17 protein-coding genes are annotated in these 16,505 nt (G+C 66.0%); 13 read left to right on the top strand and 4 right to left on the bottom strand.

The annotated features are described in order from the left end of the window. Positions 1–41: 41 nt before the first annotated feature. From ACEN9F_RS15105 to ACEN9F_RS15065, 9 genes are all read left to right on the top strand, one after another. On the top strand, positions 42–1,295 hold the full coding sequence (locus ACEN9F_RS15105) for a cyanophycinase (RefSeq protein WP_413420850.1): 1,254 nt from the start codon (positions 42–44) through the stop codon (positions 1,293–1,295). Between the two features lie 106 nt (positions 1,296–1,401). Further along, positions 1,402–1,854 carry a DoxX family protein gene (locus ACEN9F_RS15100; protein WP_413420849.1) on the top strand — a complete coding sequence of 151 codons (453 nt, stop codon included), beginning with the start codon at positions 1,402–1,404 and terminating at the stop codon, positions 1,852–1,854. A 60-nt stretch (positions 1,855–1,914) separates the two neighbouring features. Further along, positions 1,915–2,196 carry a DUF2282 domain-containing protein gene (locus ACEN9F_RS15095; protein WP_413420848.1) on the top strand — a complete coding sequence of 94 codons (282 nt, stop codon included), beginning with the start codon at positions 1,915–1,917 and terminating at the stop codon, positions 2,194–2,196. Further along, positions 2,193–2,963 carry an alpha/beta hydrolase gene (locus tag ACEN9F_RS15090; protein ID WP_413420846.1) on the top strand — a complete coding sequence of 257 codons (771 nt, stop codon included), beginning with the start codon at positions 2,193–2,195 and terminating at the stop codon, positions 2,961–2,963. The genes ACEN9F_RS15095 and ACEN9F_RS15090 overlap by 4 nt, the downstream gene beginning before the upstream one ends. Before the next feature lie 27 nt (positions 2,964–2,990). Then, positions 2,991–3,272 (top strand): hypothetical protein, encoded by a 282-nt coding sequence (locus tag ACEN9F_RS15085; RefSeq protein ID WP_413420844.1) that lies wholly within the window; start codon positions 2,991–2,993, stop codon positions 3,270–3,272. Between the two features lie 12 nt (positions 3,273–3,284). Further along, the gene (locus ACEN9F_RS15080) at positions 3,285–4,130 is read left to right on the top strand and encodes a DUF692 domain-containing protein (RefSeq protein ID WP_413420842.1); all 846 of its coding nucleotides are present in this window, start codon (positions 3,285–3,287) and stop codon (positions 4,128–4,130) included. Continuing rightward, positions 4,127–4,879, top strand: coding sequence for a putative DNA-binding domain-containing protein (locus ACEN9F_RS15075; protein ID WP_413420840.1), 753 nt, complete (start codon positions 4,127–4,129; stop codon positions 4,877–4,879). The genes ACEN9F_RS15080 and ACEN9F_RS15075 overlap by 4 nt, the downstream gene beginning before the upstream one ends. A 30-nt stretch (positions 4,880–4,909) precedes the next feature. Next, entirely contained in the window at positions 4,910–5,965 is a 1,056-nt protein-coding gene (locus ACEN9F_RS15070; RefSeq protein WP_413420838.1) for an alpha/beta fold hydrolase, read from the top strand. Positions 5,966–6,019: 54 nt separating this feature from the next. Then, positions 6,020–7,429: a M64 family metallopeptidase gene (locus ACEN9F_RS15065; RefSeq protein ID WP_413420837.1), complete on the top strand. Its 1,410-nt coding sequence runs from the start codon at positions 6,020–6,022 to the stop codon at positions 7,427–7,429. Positions 7,430–7,432: 3 nt separating this feature from the next. On the opposite strand, the gene ACEN9F_RS15060 is transcribed toward ACEN9F_RS15065, so the two are convergent. Beyond that, positions 7,433–8,770: a deoxyguanosinetriphosphate triphosphohydrolase gene (locus tag ACEN9F_RS15060; protein ID WP_413420835.1), complete on the bottom strand. Its 1,338-nt coding sequence runs from the start codon at positions 8,768–8,770 to the stop codon at positions 7,433–7,435. Between the two features lie 126 nt (positions 8,771–8,896). Between ACEN9F_RS15060 and ACEN9F_RS15055 the strand changes: the two genes are divergently transcribed. After that, positions 8,897–9,364, top strand: coding sequence for a hypothetical protein (locus ACEN9F_RS15055; protein WP_413420833.1), 468 nt, complete (start codon positions 8,897–8,899; stop codon positions 9,362–9,364). 150 nt (positions 9,365–9,514) lie between these two features. On the opposite strand, the gene parC is transcribed toward ACEN9F_RS15055, so the two are convergent. Both parC and ACEN9F_RS15045 read right to left on the bottom strand, forming a co-directional pair. Further along, positions 9,515–12,037 (bottom strand): DNA topoisomerase IV subunit A, encoded by a 2,523-nt coding sequence (gene parC / locus ACEN9F_RS15050; RefSeq protein ID WP_413420831.1) that lies wholly within the window; start codon positions 12,035–12,037, stop codon positions 9,515–9,517. Positions 12,038–12,051: 14 nt separating this feature from the next. Then, complete coding sequence (locus tag ACEN9F_RS15045; RefSeq protein ID WP_413420829.1) at positions 12,052–14,049, bottom strand: DNA topoisomerase IV subunit B; 1,998 nt, start codon at positions 14,047–14,049, stop codon at positions 12,052–12,054. Between the two features lie 314 nt (positions 14,050–14,363). Between ACEN9F_RS15045 and ACEN9F_RS15040 the strand changes: the two genes are divergently transcribed. From ACEN9F_RS15040 to ACEN9F_RS15030, 3 genes are read left to right on the top strand one after another with little or no spacing between them, the layout of a single operon-like run. Further along, positions 14,364–14,588, top strand: coding sequence for a hypothetical protein (locus tag ACEN9F_RS15040; RefSeq protein WP_413420827.1), 225 nt, complete (start codon positions 14,364–14,366; stop codon positions 14,586–14,588). Next, positions 14,585–15,169 (top strand): AAA family ATPase, encoded by a 585-nt coding sequence (locus ACEN9F_RS15035; RefSeq protein WP_413420825.1) that lies wholly within the window; start codon positions 14,585–14,587, stop codon positions 15,167–15,169. The genes ACEN9F_RS15040 and ACEN9F_RS15035 overlap by 4 nt, the downstream gene beginning before the upstream one ends. A gap of 16 nt (positions 15,170–15,185) precedes the next feature. After that, positions 15,186–15,947: a TorF family putative porin gene (locus ACEN9F_RS15030; RefSeq protein ID WP_413420823.1), complete on the top strand. Its 762-nt coding sequence runs from the start codon at positions 15,186–15,188 to the stop codon at positions 15,945–15,947. 7 nt (positions 15,948–15,954) lie between these two features. On the opposite strand, the gene ACEN9F_RS15025 is transcribed toward ACEN9F_RS15030, so the two are convergent. After that, positions 15,955–16,362, bottom strand: coding sequence for a hypothetical protein (locus ACEN9F_RS15025; RefSeq protein WP_413420821.1), 408 nt, complete (start codon positions 16,360–16,362; stop codon positions 15,955–15,957). Positions 16,363–16,505 lie beyond the last annotated feature (143 nt).

The raw sequence follows: 16,505 nt of genomic DNA, 5'->3' as shown, positions 1-16,505 counted from the left end.
CGGCGCCGCAAGGTGCCGTCCCGTTTTTCTTTGGAGCCGTTATGCGGATGTCAATAAAATCGCTGAAGCGCCTGCTGCAGGCCGCGCTGGCGCTGGCCCCTGCGGGCGGCGCGCTGGCCGCGCCCATGGCCGGCCCGGCGCCCGCGCCGGACGCGCCCAAGGGCAATCTGGTGATCATCGGCGGCGCCCTGCGGCCCGACAACGCCGACGTCTGGCAGCGCATCGTGCAGCTGGCCGGCGGTCCGGGCGCGCGCATCGCCGTGTTTCCGTCGGCGGCGGCCGATCCGGCGCCGGTGGGCGCGGCCATCGTCGGCTATCTGCAGCGCTACGGCGCCGACGCCTTCCTGGTGCCGCTGGCCGTGCGGCTGGCCGACAGCGATTTCCGCAAGATGGCCGAGGATCCCCAACTGGCGGCCGATGTGCGCGGCGCCGGCGGCGTGTTCTTTTCCGGCGGCGACCAGGCCCGCATCACCCAGGTGCTGGTGCGCGAGGACGGCAGCCGCAGCGCGGTGCTGGAGGCGGTGTGGGACGTTTACCGCCGGGGCGGCGTGGTGGCCGGTAACAGCGCCGGCGCCGCCGTCATGAGCCGCACCATGTTCTACGCGCCGCCGCCGACCGTGTTCGCGACGCTGCGCGGCGGCGTCACCGAGGGCCGCGAAGTGGCGCCGGGGCTGGGCTTCATCGGCGACGACGTCTTCGTCGACCAGCACTTCCTGGTGCGCGGCCGTTTCGCCCGCATGATCCCGGCGATGCTCAAGACCGGCTACAAGTTCGGCCTGGGCATCGACGAGAACACGGCGATGGTGATCGATAGCCGCCGCCGCGTGGAGATCGTCGGCCACAAGGGCGCGCTGCTGGTCGACCTGACGCGCGCGACCACCGACGCCTCGCGCCCCGGCTTCAATGTCTCCAACGCGGTGATCAGCTACCTGGACCGGGGCGACCGCTACGACCTGGCCACGCACACCTTCACGCCGTCCGAGTCCAAGGCCGGCGGCAAGCTCAATGCGCGCAAGGCGTCGCTGGCGCAGCCGGTGTTTTCGGCCGATATCCTCGGCAAGAACGCGGTGGTCGAGCTGATGGAAAACCTGATGAACAACCGCCGCAGCGAGGCGATCGGCATCGCCACCAGCGGCCGCCACGCGACCTTGCCGGAGCTGGGCTTCCAGTTCACCTTCAGCAAAACGCGCGACAGTGTCGGCTATGCGTCGGTGGAGCCGCAAAGCTACTCCATCCTCAATATGCGGCTCGACATCCATCCGCTCGATATCGGCCAGTCGCTGGCGCCTAAGTGAGTCGTCAGGCAAGTTATCACGAAAATGTTAAGCCTTTGATTTGATCATGCTGGTACTATTTATCTCATCCGATTAAAGCGTGTACGATAAATAACCTGGAGTGATGATGAATCAAGCAACCGCGCCTGTGGGCGCACCCCCGGCGCTGATGGCGCGCCTGACGCGGCGCCTGCTGCCGCAAGCCTTGCAGCTGCTGCTGGCCCGCGTCGGCATCGCCGCCGTGTTCTTCCTGTCCGGCCGCACCAAGGTGCAGGGCTGGCTGACCATCAAGCCCTTCACCTACGAGCTGTTTCGCAGCGAGTACAAGCTGCCGCTGATCTCCGCCGAACTGGCCGCGCCGCTGGCCGCCTACGCCGAGCACCTGTTCCCGCTGCTGCTGCTGGCCGGCCTGTTCACCCGCTCGGCGGCGCTGGCGCTGCTGGGCATGACGGCGGTGATCGAGATCTTCGTCTATCCCAACGCCTGGCCGACCCACCTGCTGTGGAGCGCCGTGCTGCTGCCCCTGATCGCCCACGGCGGCGGCAGGTGGTCGCTCGACCGGCTGTTCTTCGATAAGTAAGTCGTATCCGCTGTTATCGGATGCGTTTCATGTAGTGCCTAACCACCGAAAGGAATCACCATGGGTATCTCCCGTTCCGCACTGGCCGCCTCGCTGGCCTTCTCCCTCGCCGCGCTGACCGCCGGCGCCCAAGCCGCCGACGCCCCCAAGCCGACCGAAAAATGCTTCGGCGTGTCGCTGGCCGGCCAAAACGATTGCGCCGCCGGCGCCGGCACCAGCTGCGCCGGTACCTCGGTCACCGACTACCAGGGCGACGCCTGGACGCTGGTCGAGAAGGGCACCTGCACCAAGATCAAGACGCCGAAGGGCTACGGCTCGCTGACCGCGAAGGACAAGAAATGAAAGCGTTGAACGCGATCGCCATGGCCGCCGCGCTGCTGGCCGCCGGCGCAGCCGTCACCTCGTCCGCATCGGCTGCCGAGGTGACGAGCGGCGCCAAAAACATCGTGCTGGTGCCGGGCTCCTTCGTCGACGGCTCCGGCTGGCGCACGGTGCACGACATCCTGTGGCTCAAGGGCTATCGCATCACCGTGGTCGGCCAGCCGCATACCAGCTTCGCCGACGACGTCGCCGCCACCCGCGTCGCGCTGGACCAGCAGGATGGCCCGGCGATCCTGGTCGGCCACAGTTCCGGCGCCGCCGTGGTTTCCACCGCCGGCGACAGCGACAAGGTCAAGGCGCTGGTGTTCGTGGCCGGTGTGCTGCCGGACGTCGGCGAGAGCCTGGGGCAGGTGATCGGCACCAAGCCGGCACCGAGCAACGACATCGTCGCCACCGCGGACGGCCACCTGTACTTCGACCGCGCCAAGTTCAACGCGGACTTCGCCGGCGACCTGACGCCGAACCGCACCAACTTCCTGGCGGCCTCGCAAGTGCCGGCCACCGCCGCCGCCTTCAGCACGAAGATCACCACGGCGGCATGGAAGAGCAAGCCGAGTTACGCGATCGTCTCCACCGAGGACCGCGCGCTGAGCCCGGACCTGCAGCGCTGGATGTACAAGCGGGCCGGCGCCAAGGTCACCGAGGTCAAGGGCAGCCACCTGGTCTACATCTCGCAGCCGGAAGCGGTCGCCAAAGTCATCATCGAAGCTGCGCAGAGCGCGCAGTAATTTTTCTATCTTACCTGGAGCCATAAAATGAAATCATCCGTCACCACCCGTGTCAGCCTCGCCGCCGCGTCCGCCCTGCTGGCGCTGGCCTCGCTGGGCGCCAGCGCCGCCGAAACCGGCGCCGAACCGGCCGCCGTCAAGGAGCCGCTGGGCCGCTGCTACGGCATCAACACCTGCAAGGGCACCAGCCTGTGTGCCACCGCCAAGAACGATTGCAAGGGCCTCAACTCCTGCAAGGGCGAGGGCGTGCTGGTACGCACCAAGACCGCCTGCCTGGCCGAAGGCGGCACGCTGACCGAAACCAAGTAAGCGGCGCGCGCCATGAGCACGAACAGCACGCATTTCTCAGGCTATGGCCTCGGCCTGCGCAAGGAGCACTACCGCGATTTCCTGGAAACCCGGGTGGCGGTGGACTTCGTTGAAGTCATCTCCGAAAACTTCATGATCGCCGGTGGCCAGCCGCGCCACATCCTGCGGCAGATCCGCGAACGGCATCCGGTCGCGCTGCATGGCGTGTCGATGTCGATCGGTTCCGCCGATGGCCTGCGCGCCGACTACCTGCAGCGGCTGAAGGCGCTGGCCGACGAGATCGAGCCGCTGTTCGTCTCTGATCATTTGAGCTGGTCGCGCTACGGCGCGTTCAACTCGCACGACCTGCTGCCGGTGCCGTACACCGAGGAGGCGCTGGACCTGGTCTGCGCCAATATCTCGCAGGCGCAGGATGTGCTGGGCCGGGCGATGCTGTTCGAGAATCCGTCCAGCTACCTCGCCTTTGACGGCGCGGACATGACCGAATGGGAGTTCCTGTCGGCGATGGCGCAGCGCACCGGCTGCGGGCTGCTGCTGGACGTGAACAACGTCCACGTCAGCGCCACCAACCACGGCTTCGACGCCCATGCCTACATCGCCGGCATCCCGTTCGAGCATGTGCGGCAGATCCACCTGGCGGGCCATAGCCAGGGTGCCGACCTGCTGATCGACACGCACGACAGCCCGGTCAGCGAAGCGGTGTGGCGCCTGTATTCGGAAGTGATGGGGCGTGCCGGTCCGGTCGCGACCATGATCGAGCGCGACGACGCTATCCCACCGCTGGCCGACCTGATGCTGGAGGTGTCGGTGGCGCGTTCGCTGGGCGCGTTGCGCGCATGGCATAGGGAGGCCGCATGATGCTGGCCGACCTGCAGCGCGATTTCCAGGCCTGGCTGGTGACGGCCACGCCCGGCGCTTCGCTCGGCAGCGATGCGCGCGCGCTGGCCGGCCTGGCGGTCTACCAGAACAACTACCGCGCGCAGCTGATGGGCTGCCTGGAGCAGTCCTACCCGCAGCTGCGCGCATGGATAGGCGAGGAGGCGTTCCGCACCGCCGCCATCACCCACATCGACGGCCATCCGCCGCATGCTTGGACGCTGGACGCGTATGCCGAAGGCTTCGACAGCACGCTGATCGCGCTATTCCCGGATAACCCGGATGTGCACGAACTGGCGTGGATCGAGCACGCGCTGGGCGCGGCCTTCATCGCATCGGACGCGCGCAGCGTGCCGGCCGATGCGCTGGCTGATATCGACTGGGACACGGCGTTGCTGAGCATCGCGCCATCGTTCCGCAGCGCCGTCGCCACCACCAACGCCGAGCAAATCTGGTCGGCATTGTGGGCGGGCGAGACGCCGCCGGAGAGCGCCATGCTGGAGCGGCCGGGCGGCCTGCTGGTCTGGCGGCGCGGCTACACCTCCTGCCTGAAGCAGGTCGATGCGCTTGAGCGCGAGGCCTTGCTGCGGCTGCATGCCAACGGCAGCTTCGCCGGCTTGTGCGACTGGCTGGTGGAACGTCTCGGCGAGGCCGATGGCGTCGCCAGGGCGGGACAGTTGCTGGCCGGCTGGCTGGCCAGCGAGCTCATAACCGGTATCGACGCGGCCTGACCGCACCCCACTTTATTAAGGAGCATCATCATGTCTGACTCTGTTCTGAATCGCCGTGGATTTTTGCTGTCGGCCGCCGCCGGCGCCGCAGGGTTGTCGTTGAGCGGCGTGGCCGCTGCCGCAACGCCGCGCAAGGACTTGCCGCCTCCGGTCAAACCCAACCAAGGTCCGCTGCCGGTGATGGCGGTGCGCCAGGTGCAAACCGACACGCTCGATATCGGCTATCACGAAACCGGGCCGGAGGACGGCCACCCCGTGATCCTGCTGCACGGCTTCCCGTACGACATCCACAGCTACGCGGACGTGGCGCCGATGCTGGCGGCTCAGGGCTATCGTGTGATCGTGCCCCACCTGCGCGGCCACGGCAGCACGCGCTTCCTGGACCGCGCCGCGCCGCGCTCGGGCCAGCAGGCCGCCATCGGCCAGGATGTGATCGACCTGATGAATGCGCTGCACATACCGGAGGCGGTGCTGGCCGGCTACGACTGGGGCGGCCGCGCGGCCTGCGTGGCGGCGGCGCTGCGGCCGTCGCGCGTGGTCGGGCTGGTGTCGGTCAACAGCTATCTGATCCAGGACATCGCCAAGGCGGAGACGCCGGCGCCGGCCAAGGTGGAGGCGGGCTTCTGGTATCAGTTCTACTTCCTCACCGAGCGTGGCCGCGCGGGGCTGACGGCCAACCGCGACGACATCGCCCGTATCATGTGGGAAGGGAATTCGCCGACCTGGCGCTTTGACGGTCAGACCTTCGACCGCGCGGCCAAGGCGTTCGACAATCCCGACTACGTCGAGGTGGTGCTGCACTCGTACCGCCATCGCCTGGGCCATGCGCCGGGCTTCGCCGAGTACGCGAAGCAGGAGGCCATATTGGCCACCGGCCCGGTGATCACGGTGCCGGCGATCACGCTGGATGGTATCGACGATGGCGTGATCCGCGCCACCGACGGCAGCGCGTCGGCCGCCAAGTTCAGCGGACCGCGCAGCCACCGGCGCATTCCGGGCGCCGGCCACAATCTGCCGCAGGAGGCGCCCAAGGCGTTTGCCGAAGCGGTGGCCGAGCTGGCGCGCAACGGAAAATGGCGCACCTGAGGCGGGGGCGGGATTACAATGGCGGTCACGTTTTCAATGACCGCCGAGAATCCCATGAACCGTTTCTTCTCTTTTGTGCTGGCGCTGGCCGTCACCGTACCGGCGCTGGCCGCGCAGCCGGCCACCGTCCGCCTCGATTATCTCCATAGCGGTAACGCGCTCGATGAACACTACGCGATGGAACGCGTGGTGATCGAGCCGTTGCCGTGGCCGGGCGATCTGCGCAGCACCATCGACAACACCAATCGCGGCAACAACCTGGTGGAAGTGGTGGATGCCAAGTCCGGCGAGCTGCTGTACTCGCGCGGTTTCTCGACCGTGTTCGCCGAATGGCGCAGCACCGAAGAGGCGGCGCGCATCAACCGCGGCTTCCAGGAATCGGTACGCTTCCCCAAGCCGGACAAGCCGGTGCGCGTGCGCATCCTCAAGCGCGACGAGCGCGGCGCTTTCTCGGTGGTGTGGACCGCCGATGTCGATACCGACGCGATGGACGTGGTGCGCAAGCAGGCGCCCCTGCCGGCCTCGGTCAAGCCGATCGGCATCCGCGTCAACGGCCCGTCGGCCGACAAGGTCGACCTGCTGATCGTCGGCGACGGTTACACCAAGGCCGAGATGAAGAAGTTCGAGGCCGCCGCGCGCCGCCTTGCCGATCATTTGTTCGCGGTGTCGCCGTTCAAGGAGCGCGCCAAGGACTTCAACGTCTGGGCGTTGGCGCTGCCGACCGAGGAGTCGGGCGTGTCGCGGCCTTCGACCGGCGTGCATCACGCTTCGCCGCTGGGCACGCGCTACGATATCTTCGGCAGCGAGCGCTATGTGCTGACCACCGACAACCGCGCGCTGCGCGAGCTGGCGCAGTTCGCGCCGTATGAGTTCATCGAGATCCTGGTCAACAACGAGACCTACGGCGGCGGCGGCATCTTTGGGCAGTTCAGCACCGCGGCGGCGGACAACGACTGGGCCAACTACCTGTTCGTGCACGAATTCGGCCACCACTTCGCCGGCCTGGCCGACGAGTACTACACCTCGCCGGTGGCCTACGCGACCGGCGGCGCGCGCCAGGAACCGTGGGAACCCAACGCCACCGCGCTGCGCGATCCGGCCAATGTGAAGTGGAAGAAGTTCGTCAAGGACGGCACGCCGCTGCCGACGCCTTGGCCGAAGGAGGCCTACGAGACCGCCTCGCGCGCCTACCAGAAGGAACGCGCCGCGCTGCGCGCCGCCAACAAGCCGGAGTCGGAGATGAGCGCCCTGTTCCGCAAGGACCTGGAATCGACCCATGCGCTGTTCTCCAGGGATCCGCACTTCCATACCGTCGGCGCGTTCGAGGGCGCCAACTACGAGGCCACCGGCTACTACCGCCCCGAGATGCAGTGCATCATGTTCGACCGCAGCGACAAGTTCTGCTCCGTCTGCGCCGATGCGATCAGCACCATCATCGACCTGTATTCGCGCCCGGCGAAATAAGCTTCAGATGCTGCCGCCCGGGAGTTCCATCCCGTGCAGGCGGCGGAACAGCGTCAGCGCGTAGGAATCGGTCATGCCCGAGACGAAATCCGTTGCGCCCAGCAGGCGCTGGTAGGGCGTGCCGCCGGAGGTGAACTGCTTCGGCAGGATCTGCAGGATTTTCTTGTGCGCGTTGCTGCGCCCGGCCTCGGGCGACAGCAGCGGCGGCACGATCTTGTTCAGCAGGCCGCCCAGGATGTCGTAGCCGGCCGCCTCGATCTGCAGCACCGCCGGCGTGGCGTAGATCTGCGTCCGCGACGCCGTCGAGATGCGCTTCAGGTCATCCGCGAACTTGCAGCCGCTGACCAGGTCCTGCTCGAACGTGCCCGCCATGATGGCGTCGTAACGCTCCTTGAACACCACCACCGCGGCCTGTATCAGGTTGCCGATGGCGCGCGCCCGCAGGTATTCGATGCGCCCCGTGTCCTCGTCGATCGCTTCGTAGGAGGGGCCGGGCTGCTGGCCGGACGGGAAGGCGATGGGCCACATCAGGTCGCGCGTGTCGGCGAACGAGACGCGGCCGAGATTGTGGCCGTCCTCCAGGTCGACGATGCCGTAGCAGATGTCGTCCGCCGCCTCCATCAGGAAGGCCAGCGGATGGCGGCACCAGGCGCCGTCGCTCTTGGCGATCAGGCCCGTGGCCTCGGCGACGGTGCGGAAGTTGTCGGCGTCGTGCGCGCAGTAGCCGAACTTCTTCTCGCTGATGCGGGCCTTGTCGGCGCCGGCCATGACCGAGCCGCGCGGATACTTTGCGAACGCCGCCAGCACCGCGTAGGTCAGCTGGAAACCGCCGCGATCGACCGCGCTTTGCAGGCGCGTGATCAGGCGGAAGCCTTGCGCGTTGCCTTCGAACTTGAGCAGGTCGGCGCGCTCGGCGTCCGACAGCGCTTGCAGGTAAGGGGCGCCGTTGAGGGCGAACCAGGACTGGATCGCGTCCTCGCCCGAGTGGCCGAACGGCGGATTGCCGATGTCGTGCGCCAGGCAGGCGGCGGCGACGATGCTGCCGAAATCCTGCGGACCGACGTCGAGTCCCGGCGTGTTGTGCAGGATGAATTCCCCGCACAGCGTGCCGAGCGAGCGGCCGACCGACGACACTTCGATGCTGTGCGTGAGGCGGGTGCGCACGTAGTCGCTTTCGGCCAGCGGAAACACCTGGGTCTTGTCCTGCAGCCGGCGGAAGGCGCTGGAGTAGACGATGCGGTCCCAGTCCTTCAGGTATTCCGAGCGCATGTCCGACACGCTGGGCGGCGTGCTGCGGCCCAGCCGCTGCGCGGAGACGAGTTTGTTCCAGTCCATTGCCATGTTCTGCCTCTTGCTCTGCTGTGATGGCGTACACGATAACAGTTTAGGTACGGTACCGTACAGAGTGTGGCGGCCTGAAGGCATATTCTGTACCCATGCACTCCAACTACACCGAAAGGAAATAACATGAATAAGATTATTGCTACCCTGATCGCCGGCCTGTTTGCCACCGCTGCCTACGCACAGACCCCTGCAGTCGACAAGGCTCAAGTTGAAGCCAACAAGGACGTCGCCAAGGCCGAACAGAAAGAACTGAAAGCCGATGCCAAAGCCGACAAGAAAGCCAACAAGGCGATCTCGAAAGCCGACAAGGCACATGACGAAGCCCAGGCCAAAGTCGCCGTAGAACACGCCAAAGCCAACGAAAAAGTAGCCAAGGCCGACCCGGAAGACAAAGCCAAAGCCGCCGCCAAGGGCGACAAGTCGATCGCCAAGGCTGAAGAAAAAGCCGAAAAGAAGACCGTGAAGGCCGACGCCAAAGCCATCAAGGAAACCGTTGACGCCACCGCCGACAAAGCGCTGGCCGCCAACAAGACCGACGCTGTGAAAGCGAAAGCCGCAGCCGACGTCAAAGAAGCCGCCGCCAAGCACTAAGCTGCCGGCAGCGTAAAAAAAGCCGGGCCCCGTTGAACTGGGTCCGGCTTTTTTCGTTGGGTGTCAGTGCCGACATTCGGACACGGGTTCAGCCTTAGCCTCAGCTATAGCTAAGCCCGTGTCCGAATGTCGGCACTGACACCGCGGTTTTTAGACGATAGGCGTCAGCGCATCCGGCTTGATCTTGGTCGCCAGCGCCTTGCCCTTGCGGGCGCGCTTGCCGAAGTGGACCGCCAGCGCCGATGCCGACAGGCGTTCTTCCTGCGGCTTGGCGCCGCGTCCGATGCCCGAGACGATCACGCCTTTCTGGCTGATCGGCTTGGCCGCGATCAGCGTTTCCTTCGGATCGAGCTCCATCAGGATCACGCCCCGGCCGCCGTTGGTCAGCACCTTCATCTCGTCCATGCCGAACACCAGCACGCGCGCATTGGCCGACAGCACCGCGACCGCGCTGGCGTTCTGGTCGACCACCGCCGGCGGCAGCGGTACGTCGCCGTCCTCCAGCGTGATGAAGGCCTTGCCGCCCTTGATGCGGCTGACCATGTCGCCGGCCTTGGCGATGAAGCCGAAGCCCGCGCTGGTGGCCAGCATCAGCTGCGTGGTGCCGCTGCCCGCGTAGTAGTGCAGGATGCGGGCGCCGCTGGCCAGGTCGATCAGGGTGGTGACCGGCACGCCGTCGCCGCGCGCGTTGGGCAGGGCGGCGACCGGCACGGAGTACACCTTGCCGTTGCTGCCGAAGGCCAGCAGGTTGTCGACCGTGCGGCATTCGAACGCGCCATAGATCGCGTCGCCGGCCTTGAAGGTGAATTGCGCGGCGTCGTGGCCGATGCCGGTGCGCGCGCGTATCCAGCCTTTTTCCGAGATGATGACGGTGACCGGCTCGTCCACCACCTTCTGCTCGACGACCGCTTTCTGCGCTTCTTCGATGACGGTGCGGCGGGCGTCGCCGTAGGTCTTGGCGTCGTTCTCGATTTCCTTGATGATGGCGCGCTTCATCGACGATGGATTGTCGAGCAGGTCCTGCAGCAGGCCCTTTTCCTTGCGCAGCTCGGCCAGTTCCTGCTGGATCTTGATCGCTTCCAGGCGCGCCAGTTGGCGCAGGCGGATTTCCAGGATGTCTTCGGCCTGGATATCCGACAGGCGGAAGCGCTCCATCAGCGCCGCTTTCGGTTCGTCCGAGTTGCGGATGATGTGGATCACTTCATCGATGTTCAGCAGGATGGTTTCGCGGCCCTCCAGGATGTGGATGCGCGCGTCGACCTTGCCCAGCTTGAACTGCGTGCGGCGGGTGACGGTGGCGAAGCGGAATTCGATCCACTCCTGCAGGATGTCGGTCAGGCCCTTCTGGCGCGGACGGCCGTCGCCGCCGATCATCACCAGGTTGATCGAGGCCGACGATTCGAGCGAGGTATGCGCCAGCAGCAGCAGCATGAATTCGGTCTGGTCCTGGTTCTTCGATTTCGGCTCGAACACCAGGCGCACCGGCGCGGCGCGGCCCGATTCGTCGCGGATGGTGTCGAGCGAATTGAGGATCAGCGATTTGAGCGCCAGCTGTTCCGGCGACAGCGCCTTCTTGCCCATCTTGATCTTCGGATTGGTCAGCTCTTCGATCTCTTCCAGCACCTTCTGCGACGAGGTGCCCGGCGGCAGTTCGTTGACCACCGCCTGCCACTGGCCGCGCGCCAGCTCTTCGATCTTCCAGCGCGCGCGCACTTTCATGCTGCCGCGGCCGGTCGCGTACATATCGCTGATCTGCGAGGCCGGGGTGATGATCTGGCCGCCGCCCGGGAAGTCCGGCCCGGGCACCAGCGCCATCAACTCGCCGTGCGAGATCTTCGGATTGCGGATCATGGCGACGGCGGCCTGCGCCACCTCGCCCAGGTTGTGCGACGGGATTTCCGTCGCCAGGCCGACCGCGATGCCGGAGGCGCCGTTCAGCAGCACCATCGGCAGGCGCGCCGGCAGCAGGCATGGTTCCTCGGTCGAACCGTCGTAGTTGGCCTGGAAGTCCACGGTGCCGAGGTTGATCTCGTCCAGCAGCACCTTGGCGATCGGCGTCAAACGGGCTTCGGTGTACCGCATCGCCGCCGCGCCGTCGCCGTCGCGCGAACCGAAGTTACCCTGGCCGTCGACCAGCGGATAACGCAGCGAGAAGTCCTGCGCCATGCGCACCATGGCGTCGTACACCGACTGGTCGCCGTGCGGGTGCAATTTACCCAGCACGTCGCCGACCACGGTCGCCGACTTGCGCGGCTTGGCGGCGCTGTTCAGGCCCATTTCGTTCATCGCGTACAGGATGCGGCGCTGTACCGGCTTCTGGCCGTCGCACACGTCCGGCAGCGCGCGGCCCTTGACCACCGAGATGGCGTAGTCGAGGTAGGCGCGTTCGGCGAAGGTGGACAGGGTCAGCGTGTCGCCGCCGTCGCCGCCGTCGCCCAGCGGACCGCCGGCGTCGCCGCCGCCACCGCCGTTGCCGCCGCCAGCACCGCCGGCGCCGCTGCCGCCCATGTCGCCGATCATGCCGCCGCCGATGTCGCCGACGCCGGCGTCATTGGTATCGCCGGCGGCCGGCGCCTGGGCTTCGGGCACGGCGCCGGTTGCGGCCGCCGGCGCGGCGCCGGCAGGCTTGCCGGCTGCTTGCGCCGGCTCGTCAAAGAGATTTGCTTGAGTCATAGTCAGTTCAAATATTAGATGTCTGCTTCGGCTTCGTTGCCGTGTTCTTCGATCCAGGCGCGGCGGGCGGCGGCTTCGCCTTTACCCATCAGCATGTTGAAGCGCGCGGCCGATTCGTTGTGCGCGTAGGCGCCCAGCGAGACCGGCAGCAAACGGCGCGTGTCCGGGTTCATCGTGGTTTCCCACAGCTGTTCGGCGTTCATCTCGCCCAGGCCTTTGAAGCGCGAGATCGACCAGGCGCCTTCCTTCAGGCCGTCCTTGCGCAGCTTGTCCTCGATGGCCACCAGCTCGCCGGCGTCCAGCGCGTACAGCTTCTGGATCGGCTTCTTGCCGCGCGCCGGCGCGTCGACGCGGAACAGCGGCGGGCGGGCGATGCAGATGTTGCCGTTGGCGATCAGGCCGGGGAAGTGCTTGAAGAACAGCGTCAGCAGCAGCACCTGGATGTGCGAGCCGTCGACGTCCGCATCGGAGAGGATGCAGATTTTGCCGTAGCGCAGGCCGCTCAGGTCCGGCATGGTGTCGACCGTGTGCGGGTCGACGCCGATGGCGACCGAGATGTCGTGGATCTCGTTGTTGGCGAACAGGCGGTCCTTGTCGGTCTCCCAGGAGTTGAGCACCTTGCCGCGCAGCGGCAGGATGGCCTGGAATTCCTTGTCGCGGCCCATCTTGGCCGAACCGCCCGCCGAGTCGCCCTCGACCAGGAACAATTCGGTGCGGGCGACGTCGGTCGATTCGCAGTCGGTCAGCTTGCCCGGCAAGACGGCGACGCCGGACGATTTCTTCTTCTCGACCTTCTGCAGCGAGCGCAGACGCGATTGCGCCTGCTTGATCACCAGCTCCGCCAGCTTCTTGCCGTAGTCGACGTGGTGGTTCAGCCACAGCTCCAGCGCGGGCTTGGAGTAGGTCGACACCAGGCGCACGGCGTCGCGCGAGTTCAGGCGCTCCTTGATCTGGCCCTGGAATTGCGGGTCCAGCACTTTGGCCGACAGCACGAAGGAGACGCGCGCGAACACGTCCTCCGGCAGCAGCTTGACGCCTTTCGGCAGCAGCGAGTGCATCTCGACGAAGTTCTTCACCGCGCCGTACAAGCCGTCGCGCAGGCCCGATTCGTGGGTGCCGCCGTTCGGCGTCGGAATCAGGTTGACGTAGGATTCGCGCACCACGGCGCCCTGTTCGGTCCATGCCACCACCCAGGCCGCGCCTTCGCCCTCGGCGAAGCCTTCGGCGTCGGGGCCGGCGAACTGCGCGCCCTCGAACAGCGGGATCAGGGTCTCGCCGTCGGTCGCCTGCGCCAGCGCCTCGGTCAGGTAGCCGCGCAGGCCGTCGTTGTACTGCCAGGTCTGCGATTCGCCGGTCTTGGCGTTGGCCAGCGTGACGGTCACGCCCGGCAGCAGCACGGCCTTGGAGCGCAGCAGGCGCTGAAGCTCGGTCTGCGAGATCGCCGAGCTGTCGAAATATTTGGCGTCCGGCCAGGCGGTGACGCGGGTGCCGGACTTCTTGCCGTCGCGCGGCGCGACCACCGAGGACAGCGGCTCGACCACGTCGCCGTGCTCGAAGGCCAGCTTGTGCAGGCCGGTGCCGTCGGGTTCCTTGCGCCAGACGGTGATCTCCAGGCGCTTGGACAGCGCGTTGGTGACCGAGACGCCGACGCCGTGCAGGCCGCCCGAGAAGGCGTAGGCGCCGCCCGAGCCCTTGTCGAACTTGCCGCCCGCGTGCAGCCGGGTGAACACGATTTCCACCGTCGGCACGCCTTCCTCCGGGTGCAGGCCGACCGGGATGCCGCGGCCGTCGTCTTCGACGGTGATGCTGCCGTCGGCGTTCTGCGTGACGATGATATTTTTGCAATGACCGCCCAGCGCCTCATCCGAGGCATTGTCGATCACCTCCTGGATGATGTGCAGTGGATTCTCGGTGCGGGTGTACATACCCGGGCGTTGCTTGACGGGTTCCAGGCCCTTGAGGACGCGGATGGATGATTCGCTGTAGTCGGAAACTGGTTTTTTAGTGGCCATACGTGATCAAGCTTGTAATTTCGATACTGGGTTTATGTACAGTTTTATGCGGACGTTTGCGTATTCTATCCTCAACCGGGCGAAATCGCGGGCAAAAAATCCGCGCGGCCCAATTTATACACGATGTTTACAACGGCGGGCCGCCTTTTTAGACCGTTTTTACGCGGGCGTCGATAAGCTGTTTTGTATCGCAACGATCAAGACGGAGGTCCCCGATGCATGCATTTTTCCATACCAAGGCAGCACAGCGCCGCTCATTCTGGGCCGCCGAGGCCCGCGGCAGGCCGCCGCGTCCCTGCCTGATGCAGCTCACCGTGGACACCCAATCGGTCACCGCGCTGCGCGCTTTGGTGATGCGCACCTGCGGCGGGACGATGGAATTCATGCGGGTCGAGGCCTGCGACCACGGCGCCCGCGTCAAGGTCTGGCTGTGCCTTTCCCGCGCGCTGGCCGGGCAGGTGATGGAGGCGGTGATGCGCGCCCTGCCGGGCGCAGAATTCGGCCGCATGACCGGTTTCGATGCGCAGGGGGCGGCATGATCGTCGCCATCGCCAACCAGAACGGCGGCGCCGGCAAGACCATCATCGCCAACAACCTGGCGCTGCTGCGTACCCGTAGCGGGCGCCGGGTCATGCTGGTCGATACCGATCCCAAGGCCGCGTCCTGCGCCTGGTGCAGCGAGCTGGCCGCCGCCGGCGTGCAGCCGCGCATCGCATCGCGCGCCATCACCGGCCGCACCCTGGTCAACGACCTGGAGATGCTGCGCAGCCGCTACAACGACATCGTCATCGACACCGAAGGGCGCGACACCGTCGAGAGCCGGGCCGCGCTGATCGCCGCGCGGCTGGTCGTGGTGCCGGTGACGCCGGAGCAGGCCGACCTGACCAGCCAGTACAAGCTGATCGCCCGGCTCAATTCGGCGCGCATGTTCAATCCGGGCCTGCGCGTGCTGTTCGTGCTGGTCGCCACCGATCCCAGCGACGACGAACGCGCCGCCGTGCGCGCCTATGCGGCGCGGGTGATGTCGGCGACGCTGGCCAGCACCATCATCCACGGCCAGGGACAAGCGGCGGCCGATATGGACGCCTTGTACCGCGAAGTATTTTTCACCCACCACTAAGTAGAAAGACCGTACCATGAAGAAGATCATTCTTGCCGCAGCCGTCATCGCTGCTTTCACCGGCAGCCGCGCTTACGCCGAGGATGCCGCGCCGGCGGCAAAGCCCGACAACGAAACCAGCTTCAACGCCGCCGTCGTCAGCGACTACCGCTATCGCGGCATTTCGCAGACGCGCCTGAAGCCCGCGCTGCAAGGCGGTTTCGATTACGTCAACAACCCGACCGGCCTGTATGCGGGCGTCTGGCTGTCGACCATCAAGTGGACCAAGGACGCGGGCGGCGACGGCGATGTCGAGATGGACATCTACGCCGGCAAGCGCGGCCAGGTCAGCGACGCGGTGGCGTACGACGTCGGCGTGCTGACCTATGTGTATCCGTCCAATGGCTTGAAGGATGTCAGCGGCTTCGTCAACGCCGACACCACCGAGATCTACGGCCAGCTGGCTTATGGTCCGGCCTACGTCAAGTATTCGCACTCGCTGACCAACCTGTTCGGCTACGTCGACAGCAAGAACAGCGGTTACCTGGATATCGGCGCCAACATCGACGCGGGCGAAGGCTTCACCATCAACCTGCATGCGGGCCACCAGGAAGTGAAGCACAATGACGCGGCCAGCTATACCGACTGGAAGATCGGCGCCACGCGCGACTTCGGCGTGGTGACCGGCGCGCTGGCCGTCATCGGCACCAACGCCAGCAAGACCGCCTACGCCTCGCCGGCCAACGGCAAGTTCCTCGGCAAGACCGCGCTGCAGCTGACCGTCAGCAAAGTGTTTTAACAGCGCTCTACAGGGAGTCGCGGCAGCTTGCTGCCCGCTCCCAGTTCTCTCCCGGCATTCGCAGCCAGATCACGCGCCATGCGTTGCGCACCGTGCCGTGCGCGTTGGCGAACTGGGACGGGGATAATCGTCGGCCTTGGCTGACGATGTCGTTGCCTTCCACGGTGGCATAGTATGCTTGTGCCTTGATCGTGACGCGCAGCAGCGTGCCCTCGGGCAGGAAAATCTGCTTCCATTGATAGCCGGCTTTGGAGCGCGGCTTGCCGTCGGGGTTCTCGCGTTCCTTGGCCAGCCAGTCGGTGACGGCTTCGCAAAGCGCCGCTTCGGTTTTGTCGCCGAACCACCCCTCGCCGGTGGCCTCGCACAACTTGATGAGCAGGTCTGATCTGAGGTGTATAGGTATGGGGTGTGCCATTTTCTCGCTCCCGGTCTATAAGGTCTGTTTCGGTCTAGAACGGTCTATGTAGGTCTATAACGGTCTATAAACGTTGCTTGCGGGGATAGAAAAAGTCTAGAACGGTCTATTCTTTCGCGCGCTCCCGCCATTTATAGACCGGT

Source organism: Duganella sp. CT11-25, from assembly GCF_047302815.1.
GTDB lineage: Bacteria > Pseudomonadota > Gammaproteobacteria > Burkholderiales > Burkholderiaceae_D > Rugamonas.
The sequence above is the reverse complement of the archived record's forward strand: the minus strand, read 5'-3'. Positions and strand labels throughout refer to the sequence as shown.

Bases quoted from the DNA above. Each gene is read 5' to 3' on its own strand.
- ACEN9F_RS15105 (WP_413420850.1), top strand. From the start codon at position 42: ATGCGGATGTCAATAAAATCGCTGAAGCGCCTGCTGCAGGCCGCGCTG.
- ACEN9F_RS15100 (WP_413420849.1), top strand. From the start codon at position 1,402: ATGAATCAAGCAACCGCGCCTGTGGGCGCACCCCCGGCGCTGATGGCG.
- ACEN9F_RS15095 (WP_413420848.1), top strand. From the start codon at position 1,915: ATGGGTATCTCCCGTTCCGCACTGGCCGCCTCGCTGGCCTTCTCCCTC.
- ACEN9F_RS15090 (WP_413420846.1), top strand. From the start codon at position 2,193: ATGAAAGCGTTGAACGCGATCGCCATGGCCGCCGCGCTGCTGGCCGCC.
- ACEN9F_RS15085 (WP_413420844.1), top strand. From the start codon at position 2,991: ATGAAATCATCCGTCACCACCCGTGTCAGCCTCGCCGCCGCGTCCGCC.
- ACEN9F_RS15080 (WP_413420842.1), top strand. From the start codon at position 3,285: ATGAGCACGAACAGCACGCATTTCTCAGGCTATGGCCTCGGCCTGCGC.
- ACEN9F_RS15075 (WP_413420840.1), top strand. From the start codon at position 4,127: ATGATGCTGGCCGACCTGCAGCGCGATTTCCAGGCCTGGCTGGTGACG.
- ACEN9F_RS15070 (WP_413420838.1), top strand. From the start codon at position 4,910: ATGTCTGACTCTGTTCTGAATCGCCGTGGATTTTTGCTGTCGGCCGCC.
- ACEN9F_RS15065 (WP_413420837.1), top strand. From the start codon at position 6,020: ATGAACCGTTTCTTCTCTTTTGTGCTGGCGCTGGCCGTCACCGTACCG.
- ACEN9F_RS15060 (WP_413420835.1), bottom strand. From the start codon at position 8,770: ATGGCAATGGACTGGAACAAACTCGTCTCCGCGCAGCGGCTGGGCCGC.
- ACEN9F_RS15055 (WP_413420833.1), top strand. From the start codon at position 8,897: ATGAATAAGATTATTGCTACCCTGATCGCCGGCCTGTTTGCCACCGCT.
- parC (WP_413420831.1), bottom strand. From the start codon at position 12,037: ATGACTCAAGCAAATCTCTTTGACGAGCCGGCGCAAGCAGCCGGCAAG.
- ACEN9F_RS15045 (WP_413420829.1), bottom strand. From the start codon at position 14,049: ATGGCCACTAAAAAACCAGTTTCCGACTACAGCGAATCATCCATCCGC.
- ACEN9F_RS15035 (WP_413420825.1), top strand. From the start codon at position 14,585: ATGATCGTCGCCATCGCCAACCAGAACGGCGGCGCCGGCAAGACCATC.
- ACEN9F_RS15030 (WP_413420823.1), top strand. From the start codon at position 15,186: ATGAAGAAGATCATTCTTGCCGCAGCCGTCATCGCTGCTTTCACCGGC.
- ACEN9F_RS15025 (WP_413420821.1), bottom strand. From the start codon at position 16,362: ATGGCACACCCCATACCTATACACCTCAGATCAGACCTGCTCATCAAG.